Origin of the sequence: Neoroseomonas soli, from assembly GCF_018129065.1 — a bacterium.
GTDB lineage: Bacteria > Pseudomonadota > Alphaproteobacteria > Acetobacterales > Acetobacteraceae > Neoroseomonas > Neoroseomonas soli.
Window position 1 is genome coordinate 1 of sequence record NZ_JAAEDM010000128.1, and the last position, 9,115, is coordinate 9,115.

Genomic DNA, 9,115 nt, shown 5'->3' on the forward strand with positions numbered 1-9,115 from the left:
ATCGAGCGCCGCGGCGTTGCGGTCGCCGCGCGCGGCTTCCGTGCCCAGCCGCGCATCGAGCCCGTCCAGCCGCGCGCGGTCCGCGGTGCGCGCGTCCAGCACGCCGGTGACGTCGCGCCGGGTCGCGTCCAGCCCGCTCTCCAGTGTCGTGAAGCGCGGATCGAGGGAGGCGGCCGCCGCGGTGCCGGCACGGCTGACCAGCATGCTGTCGGTCGCCGCCACCAGCGCGTCGAGTCGCGTGCCGATACGCGTATCGAGGTCGGCGCTGGTGACGCCGCCTTCCTCCAGCGCGGCGATGCGGTTCTCGAAGTCCCGCATGCGCACGACCTCGCCATTCGCCAGGCGCAGCCGTTCCTGGGTCGCGGCGATGCCGTCAACACGCTGCGCCAGCGTTGCGATGTTGATCGGCGCGCCAGTGACGTCTCGCAGCGTGTCGCGGAAGGCGATGGCCTCCCGGATGCCGGTATCGATCCCGGCGACGCGGCCGTCCAGCCCGGTGACGCGGCGGTCGAGATCGACGATCCCGTCCAGCCTCTCACCGAGCCGGCGGATGCTGCCGTCGCGCACGCGGTCCTCGGTGGTGGCGTTGCTCAGCTCGTCGCGCAGCCGCTCCACCTGCCCGGCGAGGGAGGCGAGGTCGGCGCGCAGTGCCTTGGTGTCGCGCGCCAGGGTGTCGAGGCGCGCCGCCACGTCGCCGGCGCCGCCGCGCGCCTCGATCAGCTCGCGCGTCCGCGCGTCGAACCAGGTCAGGCCGACCTCGCCGAGATGCTGGTGGTCGGCGCGGGCATAGGCCTTCGCGAGCGTCTCCGCCTCCCCGCGCTCGCGCGATGCGGCGAGGCGGGCGAGGCGAGCGATGGCCTCGGCCAGCGTGTTCCATTCCTCGGCGCGCAGCGGCTGTCCGGCGCCCTTGCCGGTTGCCGCCTCGGCGCCCTTCACGATCTGATCGAGCAGGTCCAGCGTGTCGGAAGGCATGGTGGTGTTTCCCTATCGGCTCACCACGGGGCGCTGCCCGAGTTTCGAGACCCGGTTCACGCGATTCTGCCCGGCCAACTCGTCGACATAAGTGGAAGCGCGCGGGATCGCCTGCATCTGCAGCGCCGCGGTGTTGAGCGCCGCCACCGCCGGGCTGTTGGCGACGTCCGGAGGCTCGTCCTGCACGGCCTGGCGCGTCAGTTCCGCGAGGTCCCCTGCGATCCGCTGCAGTCGCGTGGTGAAGTTCTGCGGGTTCTCCGCCCGCGCCTCGTCGAGGTCGCGCAGCAGGGCGAGGAAGCGCGGCCGGAAGGTGGTGCGCTTGGCGTCGGGAAGCTCGTTCAGCGCATCCTCGACCCGGTTCTGCAGGCCGAGGATCTGCACCTCCCGCTGCAATTGCGCGACGCTTTCGCCGAAGACGTCGAAGAGGCGCTGGATGTTGCGCGCCTGCTCCTCCAGCTTCGCCACCAGCTCCGGGTGATCGTGGCCGACGGGGGAGACGAGGCCGGCGAGGTCCTTGGTGCCGCGGGCGAGCTCGGCCACCACGCCCGAGAGTTCGTTCCAGTCGTCGGCGTAGATCGCCTGGCCGGCGCGCTTGTTGCCCTGGCGCTCGGCCGTCGCGGAGGCGGTGTCCATGCGCTGCTGCACGGGGCCGAGATCGGCGTCCGGCGTCTCGGCGATCGGCGCATTCTCGAAGATGTTGGTCGGGATCGGCACCGGCACGAAGGTCGGCCGGTCGGGGAAGACGCGGATGCGGCGGCGGAAGAGCTCGGCGAGGAAGTTCGGGTGCTTCACCTGCACTTCCCATTCGCCCGCGTTCAGCCCGGCGACGGAGACGGTGCCGTCGAGGAAGGGCTTGGTGGTGCGGCGCTCCCCGGTCGCCGCGTTCACCATCTCGACCGTCGTGTCGCGGGTCACCGCGGGCGGCGTGTTGAGCTGAAGCTTCAGCAAGGTCGCCATCATCGCCTCCTGCGGCGGCGCTACGCGCCGTACGGGAAATCCACCTCGAAATAGAGAGCGAGTTCATGCGCGTTGGTCTTCGGCACCGGCTCGAAGACCACGCGGTTGTAGATGCGCGCGAGGCCGGTGCCAGCGGCGTCGAGCACGCCGAGAGAGGCCTCCGTGATCTCGACCCGCGTTGCCGGATCGGTCGGATCCACGGCATTGGTCGCGGGCAGCAGGGCGCGCACGGTGACGCGGACGCGGAACTCGGCGGCGATCGTCTCGACGGTGCAGTCGGCGGGCGCGATGGTCGCGGTGGGGCGCAGCAGCCGCGTCGCGCCGGCGCCGTCCACGATGATGGGGCCCGCTTCATAGGGCGGGTTCGCCGGCTCCTCGCCGATGCCGACCATGGCGCCATTCACCGCTGTCGCGGCGTTGCCCGAGAAGAGGCCCGCCAGCAGTTCCGCGCCGCCGCGCAGCACGGCGTTGCGACCGCGGCGGACGAGCAGCGGGGCGCCGCCGCCGGCGGGGCGGAGGATGGCGGTGACCCGTCCTTCGATGCGATGGAGGCTCATGCGAAGCGTGCCCCTTCCGTCGCGGTCTCGTCGAACAGCGCGGTGACCCCGGCGAGCCGCGTCTCGCTCGGCTGGCTGTCCGGTGGCAGGTAGGGATTGACCGCGCGGCCGCGGTCGCGTTGCCGCTGGGTCTCCTGGAGCGGCACGAAGACCACCCGGCCATCCACGCCGGCGGCGCGCAGCAAGGCGACGGTGTCGCCCAGCACGGAGAGCAGCGCGTCGCGTTGCGCGGCGCGATCGGCCGGCTCCGCGACCGTGTGCCGCACCGTCCCGCCGGGCACCTCGAAACGGAAGGCGGCGGGCATCGCTTCCTGCCAGAACAGGTCGAGGCTGACCGAGGGTTGCTGCTCGAACAGGCTGTCGTCGAAGTTGGTGCCGGGCGCATCGGGCGAGCCGAAGACGCCATGGCGGAGTTCGAGCCCCGGCAGCGCCAGCGCGCCGCGGTCGAGGATGCGCTCGCCGTAGAGCGCGAGCGGCAGGAACCAGATCTCGTTCGCGCCGGGGCGGAGCATGATCGGTTGTGGCGTCGCATCGGGCGTCAGCGGGAGCCGCGCGCCCGGCGTGAAGCCGGCGGCGGTGATCAGTCGATCGCTCGCTTCGCGCCCGTCGAGTGTCGCGGTCAGCCGCTCCGCCGTCGCGTCCAGCCGCAATTCCACGCCGGCCGGCACCAGGCCGCGGAAGAGAATGACGCGCCCGGTGCCGAGATGGGCCAGCAGCGGCACCGCCGTGCGCCCGCCGACCCGGCCGCGCAGGATGGCCTGCAATGGCGTCTCACCAAGGCCGCGATGCGTCAGCGTTGCGCAGTCCAGCGGCCGCAGCCGCCCGCCCTGGGCGACCAGCGCCGGGTCGCGCCGGCGGCGTGGCGGGTATTCGCGGAAGACCGGCGCACCAGGGCGGCGTGCCGCCGCCGGATCGCGGAAGACATGGCCGCGCCCCCCGGGCGCGAGGCCGGCGTAGCGGCTTCCCATCGCCCGCTGCGCGCCGTCCAGCAGCGCCACGAGAACGGGTTCCATGGCATTGCGCGTGACCGCGCCCGCAAGGCGCGCGGCAATGGTCGCGCGCAGGCGCACGCGGAACAGTTCCAGCGGTTCCCAGGGCGCGGGACGCAGGTCGAAGAGTGCGCCGAGCTTCGCCAGGTCCACCATGTCGAAGGCCAGTGCGAGGAGGTGCGACCGGCGGATGCGGTCCATCTCCTCGTCCACGCAGGCGAACTGGACCGCGGCATTGGCGAGCATCCGTCCGAGCAGCCCAGCCTGGTCGGCGCGGAGCGGCGGCGGCAACCGGTCGAGCATGTCGTCGATCCGGCTCATGGCACCGCCCGCAGGACGAGGTTGCGCAGCACCGCGCGCGCGCCGGCCGGCAGGGCGAGGTCGGGATCGCCGTCGCGGAGTTCCTCGAACCCTGCGGAGCCGCGGTCGAGCAGCAGCACCGCGGCCGTGCGGTCGAGCGCGAAGCTGCCATCGTCCCGCAGCGCCGCCGCGACGGCGTCGAAGCCGATGGCCCCGCCGGCACCGACCGCATCGAGGAAGTCCGTGAGCCGGCCTCGCAGCGGCGCCTCGAGGGCGCTTGCCGGCCCGGCGAAGGGCCGCACCGCGAGTTCGGCGTCGAAGGGCAGTTCCGTCGGGCCGGCTGCGGCGCCTTCCAGGGCGATGGGGCCGAAGGTCACCGGCGTCTCGGCCGGCGTGGCGGTCCGGTCGGCCGGGATGGAGAGCGCGTCGCCCGGGGCTGGCGTGCCGTCCGCCAGGATGTCGATCGTCGCGTCAGCGAGCCGCGCATCGGAGAGGGTGGCGGCGATCAGGCGGCTGCGCCGCAGCGTGCCGCCCGGCGGCAGGGCGCGGATCTCGGCGACCAACCGTTCGGCGAGCGCCGACTTCATGGCCGCGATGTCGGGATCCGACAGCGGTGCGGCCAGGCGCAGCGCCACGTTCAGCCCGACCTGCAGGGCCTGTGCCCAGCGCCGTTCCACGAAGATCCCGGCGGGGCGCAGTTCCTCGATGCGCCGGTCCACGAGCAGCCGGTTGGCGGCGCCGTCCTCGGTCAGCGCCACGTCGAGCCGCACCGTCCCGGGCGCGACGACGAGCGGGTCGGGATACTCCGTCGCGGCGACGGCGCGCACGAAGGGCAGGCTTTCCAGGCCGAAGCGCAGCGCGTCCAGCGTGCCGCGCCCGGTCGCATGGATCGCCCTGCGCGCGCGCTGGCGGAGCTGCGGGTCGGTCTCCTCCTCCGCTGCGCGGAAGGTGGGCTGCTCGTTGGTGACGGCATCCACGCCGGCGATGGCGCGTTCCAGGATGGTGAGCGCGCGCGCATCGACCGTCGCGGTCTGCGGCGTCTCGCCCTGGACCGGCACCTCGACATTGCCCTGGGAGGGCTGCAGCGTGCCCTCGGCGCTGGTGAGGTAGCGGGCGCCCTTGCCGTCCGTCACCACGGTGCCGATCGGCAGGGTGATCTCGCCGGGCGAGCCGGGGCGGCGGCTGAAGCGCACGCGGCCGACCGGATGCCCGGCGCGCAGGCGCCGCACATCCACCAGCGCGACCACCTTCTCCAGGCTGCCGCCCTCGGCCGTCTCGACGAAGCCGCTGTCGTACACCTGGCGCAGTTGGGCGTATTGCACCGCCATCTCGCGCGCCATGGTCTCGAGCAGCGTGCGCACGACGCTGCCGACATTGATGTCGGTCAGCGGCGACGGCGGCAGGTGCATCGGGTAGTAGTTGACCGTCAGCACCGAACCCGGCGCGGGGCGCCGCGCCTTGGGGCGGAAGCGGATGGCGATGAGGCCGTCCGGGTTGCGGTCGGTGCCCACCAGTTCGAAGTCGCGCTCGGTGAAGCGGTAGGGCTGCGGCCGATCGCCGATCGACACCGTGCCTTCCAGGTGACTGACGCGGCGGACCGGCTGGTTGGCGAGCGGGATGCTGTCCGGGACCGTCGCGCCGATCTCGATCACCTCGCGCGCCGTGCCGCCGGTCAGCACGGTCAGAAGGTCGCGCACGATGTCCGGATAGAGGCGATCGAGCGGCGTCATCCCGCCACCTCCAGGCCGAGCGCGACGGGGTCCGCCAGGCCGCTCGCCTGCACCGCCAGGCTGAGGCGCAGGCTGTCGGGGCGCGAGGGTTCCTGCTTCTCCACCGTCAGCGCCAGCACGCGTTCGACGCGCCGTTCCTGCGCGATCGCCTGCAGGACGAAGGCGCGCGCGCGCAGCCGGGCCGCATCGGTGAACTCGGTGCCGACCAGTTCGTGCAGGCGGCTGCCGTAATCGGGATGGCCCAGCGCGGCGAGGCTGCCGAGCGGCGTCAGCAGCCGCAACAGCAACGCCTGGCGCAGCGCATCCACACCTTCCACCGCCTGCAGGTCCACCTTGGCCGCGAGGTCCGCGCCCTGCGGCGTCGGCGTCAGGTCCAGCGCGTCCCAGGTCGTGGCGGAGAGGAAGGGCGCCACCATGAGATCCCGGCCGAGCGGATCGCGGAGCGGCGCGGCCATGACTCAGCCCCCCACGAAGACGGTGCCGGCAGCGACGATGCTGCCGGCCGGCAGATCCGCCGGGTCGTTGCAGGTCCTGACGGGATCGCCCGCCCGCGCTGCCGCCTTGCCGCCGATCTTCACCGTGGCGGAGCCCATCATGACCGTGCCCTTGTTGGCCGGCGGCTGCTGGAAGGAGGTGCCCGGCGGCGTCGGGATGTGCGGCGGGCTGTTGTCGGCCGTGCTGTCCTGCGTCGCCGCCGCGGCGCCGGCGATCTTCACGCTCGACGCCAGCCCGCCCTTCAGCGTGCCGGAGAAGACGTGCGGCAGGGGTGTCGGCACCGGCGCGGCCGCCGGGACCAGCACGATATGGATATCGGTGCCGATGACCGCATCGCCCTGCTTTGCGGCCGGCGCGCCCATCAGTTGATGTCCACTGTTGCGCCGCTGATCCGCACGGGGCCGTCGGCCTCCATGCGGATCTCGGCCGCCTTCAGGTTCAGCCGGCCCGTCGCGGTGATGCTGAGGTCCCCATCCTGCTTGAGTTCCACCTTCGTGCCGCCGGCTTCCAGCGCGACGACGCCGTCGCCGCCGCCGCCATAGGTGAGCGCCACCGCGACGCCGGAAGCGCTGATGCGCAGCTCGCCCTTCTTCAGCGAGATCGCGACCTCGCCCTCGCCCGCCACCTGCATCAGCGCGGAAGGTTCCTCCCCGCCGTTGAGGCGCAGCGTCACGCGGTCCTCGGCGCCTTCGGGCCAGAGCAGCGCGATCTCGTCGCGCTTGAAGGCGGGCGGCCGGCGCTCGTCGGAATAGACCTGCGCGAGCACGACGCCGCTGGCGAGCGAGCCGCGTGGGAACATCACCAGCACCACGTCGCCGACGCGGGGCAGGCAGCCGAGCCCCGTCGCCCAGGTGGCGACCGGCAGGTGGTCCAGCGCCAGGCCGCTGTCCTTCAGGGTGACGCTGACCGTATGGCTGTCGGCGCCCGCCTCGTCGTCGAAGACGCTGGTGACGACGGCGAGCTCGCAGAAGGTGCGGCGCTCCGCCTCATGGCGGGCGAAGGCGGCGACGACCTCGGCGACGCGGCTCACGGGAACCCTCCCGGCAGGCCGCCGCCCGCCTCGAAACCGGTGCCCCAGAGGCGCGTGAGCGCGATGCCGCCCGCGGAAATGCTGTGCTGCACCTGCAGCACCACGGCGCGGGAGATCGGCACGCCGCCGGGCATCTCCGCGATCGTCAACCGCTTGCCCGGCGCCAGCGCGGGAATGAGGAATGTGGTCAGGCGCACGCTGCGGGCGCGCGCGCGCACGGCATCGGCGATGGCCGTCGCGGCCGCCCTGGCATCGTCGCGCGTGCGGATCTCCGGCAGCGCGACGCGCGGCGCATCGGCCGGGGGCGGGCTGCCGCGGTTGAAGTCGGCGATGATCCAGCGCGCCTGTTCGCCGCCTGGGTCGCCGCCTTCGCCGGTCACCACCGGAGCGGGGTCGCTGTCGTCGCCCTCGGTGGCCTCGGCTTCCAGGATCTCCCGGCCGTAGCGCAGGGCGATCGGGGTGACGGGGCGGGCAGGATCGGGCACCACGAGGCGGCCTTCGCCATCGAGGAAGGCGACCGCGCCGGTGAAGGCCGCCAGGCGCGCGACTTCCGCCAGGGCGGTCGAGCGCCCGTCGGCCGCGTAGATGGCGAGGGTCGGGCCAGGCGCAACCTCGCCCGCCTCCACCGAGGCTGCGTCGGCCAGGCGCCGAATGGCCTCGCCCGCGGTCAGGCCGGACAGGGCCAGCACGGGACGCGCGCGCGCAAGCCGGTCGGCGCCACCGCGCGCGACCACCTCGATTGCATCGAAGCGCCGGCGGATCAGCGCGATGCGCCCGGTGAAGACCGTTTCGGACCCTTCGCCGCCGTCGAGATCCAGCGTCACCGGGTCTCCGGGCGCCGCCGATACGTCTGCGGCGGCAGGCAGGCGCGCATCCAGCCGGTCGGTCGCGGGCAGCCGCACGCGGCGCAGCACCAGCGCCGCGACCTGCGGCCCGTAGATCCTGTCGGCGAGGCGGAGCTGGAAGGACGGCGTCAGCATGTCAGCCCCCCAGCGCCCGGCCGAGCGCCTCCCCGGCGCTGAGATCGGCGACGGAAGACAGGCTGCCGGCCGCGTCCTGCATCGGTGTCAGCGGGTTGCCGAGGGCGAGGTCCGCCAGCCCGGCCAGCGCGCTGATCTGCTGCACGGCGTCCACGGCCGCTTCCACCGCCGCCTGCAATTCGCCCGCCTTGTCGAGCACGTCGCCCATGACGTCGCCCAGCGCGTCCGGGTCGAAGCCGAGATCCACGCCATCCAGCCCGCCGAAGGGAGAGGCCTCGGCCGGCGGCGGCAAGGGTGGGGATTCGCGCAGCGTCAGGCGGAAGCCGTAGCGGTCGGGCCGGCCGGCCTCGGCGGTGAAGGCGGCCTCCACCACGACGACCTTGGCGAGTTCGAGCGCCGTCGTGATGTCCGCGGTGAAGTCCAGTTCCTCCCCCGCGGCGGCCTTCTTCTGCAATTCCCCGAGCTTCTCGGCGGAGTCCGGTCCGACGAGCACGCCCGCCAGCGCCACCTCATGGCTGGCGCGGCCAAGATTCTGCTGCGCGTCCCCCGCGAGGCCGACCACCGGCACCGCGGCGAGGCGCTGCATCAGCCGCGTCTCGGCCCAGGTCACGTGTTCCAGGGCGAGGTCGCCGAGCATGGGGACGGGCGGGCTCATGGCAGTGCGATGCCCGCTTCGGCGGCGGCACGTTCGAGGATATCGGCCAGCCGCTCCTCGAGCGCGTCGCCTGGTGGTGCGGCGAGGTCTCCGGTGAGTGCGCCTGTTGCCGCAGCCCAGGCCGCGACGTTCCCGGACGTCATGGTCGGCCTGGCGGGTGTTGAGGGCGAAGCGGGCCAGGCGGCCGGGGCGCCGGCCATGCCCGCGAATGACGTTCCGCCGGACAGGGTGATGCCGCCTGTGGAAGCCGGCGCGGCTTCTGGCGGCCCTGCGTCGCCCGCGACGACACCGGCCGCCGCATTGGCGACGAGACCGGCGAAGGGCGATCCGGGGGCGGTGACCGGAACGGCTGTCGCCCGGGCCGAGCCTGATCCTCCGGCGCCGCCGCGGCCGCGCTCGCGCAGACGCCCCAGGCTGGCCACAGGCATGACGCGCGGCGCGGCCAGGGCC

At 73.5% G+C, this 9,115-nt stretch carries 10 protein-coding genes and 1 pseudogene; all 11 read right to left on the reverse strand.

Annotation, left to right across the window (positions count from 1 at the left end; genetic code table 11):
- Positions 1-972 (reverse strand): hypothetical protein (locus GXW76_RS23940; protein ID WP_211864661.1); only part of this gene is annotated, 972 nt, incomplete at its 3' end.
- 12 nt (positions 973-984) lie between these two features.
- Entirely contained in the window at positions 985-1,929 is a 945-nt protein-coding gene (locus GXW76_RS23945; RefSeq protein WP_211864662.1) for a hypothetical protein, read from the reverse strand.
- Between the two features lie 20 nt (positions 1,930-1,949).
- On the reverse strand, positions 1,950-2,486 hold the full coding sequence (locus GXW76_RS23950) for a hypothetical protein (RefSeq protein ID WP_211864663.1): 537 nt from the start codon (positions 2,484-2,486) through the stop codon (positions 1,950-1,952).
- Complete coding sequence (locus GXW76_RS23955) at positions 2,483-3,796, reverse strand: hypothetical protein (RefSeq protein WP_211864664.1); 1,314 nt, start codon at positions 3,794-3,796, stop codon at positions 2,483-2,485. Before GXW76_RS23955 ends, GXW76_RS23950 begins: the two co-directional genes overlap by 4 nt.
- Positions 3,793-5,505 carry a baseplate J/gp47 family protein gene (locus GXW76_RS23960; protein ID WP_211864665.1) on the reverse strand — a complete coding sequence of 571 codons (1,713 nt, stop codon included), beginning with the start codon at positions 5,503-5,505 and terminating at the stop codon, positions 3,793-3,795. The genes GXW76_RS23955 and GXW76_RS23960 overlap by 4 nt, the downstream gene beginning before the upstream one ends.
- Positions 5,502-5,960, reverse strand: a complete 459-nt coding sequence (locus tag GXW76_RS23965) for a hypothetical protein (RefSeq protein ID WP_211864666.1) — start codon at positions 5,958-5,960, stop codon at positions 5,502-5,504. Before GXW76_RS23965 ends, GXW76_RS23960 begins: the two co-directional genes overlap by 4 nt.
- A gap of 3 nt (positions 5,961-5,963) precedes the next feature.
- Positions 5,964-6,362, reverse strand: coding sequence for a PAAR domain-containing protein (locus GXW76_RS23970; protein ID WP_211864667.1), 399 nt, complete (start codon positions 6,360-6,362; stop codon positions 5,964-5,966).
- Entirely contained in the window at positions 6,362-7,030 is a 669-nt protein-coding gene (locus GXW76_RS23975) for a phage baseplate assembly protein V (protein WP_211864668.1), read from the reverse strand. The genes GXW76_RS23970 and GXW76_RS23975 overlap by 1 nt, the downstream gene beginning before the upstream one ends.
- On the reverse strand, positions 7,027-8,010 hold the full coding sequence (locus GXW76_RS23980; RefSeq protein WP_211864669.1) for a hypothetical protein: 984 nt from the start codon (positions 8,008-8,010) through the stop codon (positions 7,027-7,029). Before GXW76_RS23980 ends, GXW76_RS23975 begins: the two co-directional genes overlap by 4 nt.
- A 1-nt stretch (position 8,011) precedes the next feature.
- Positions 8,012-8,665, reverse strand: a complete 654-nt coding sequence (locus tag GXW76_RS23985; protein WP_211864670.1) for a hypothetical protein — start codon at positions 8,663-8,665, stop codon at positions 8,012-8,014.
- A pseudogene (locus GXW76_RS23990) lies at positions 8,662-9,115 on the reverse strand (hypothetical protein); the annotation flags it as partial. The pseudogene GXW76_RS23990 and the gene GXW76_RS23985, both read right to left, overlap by 4 nt.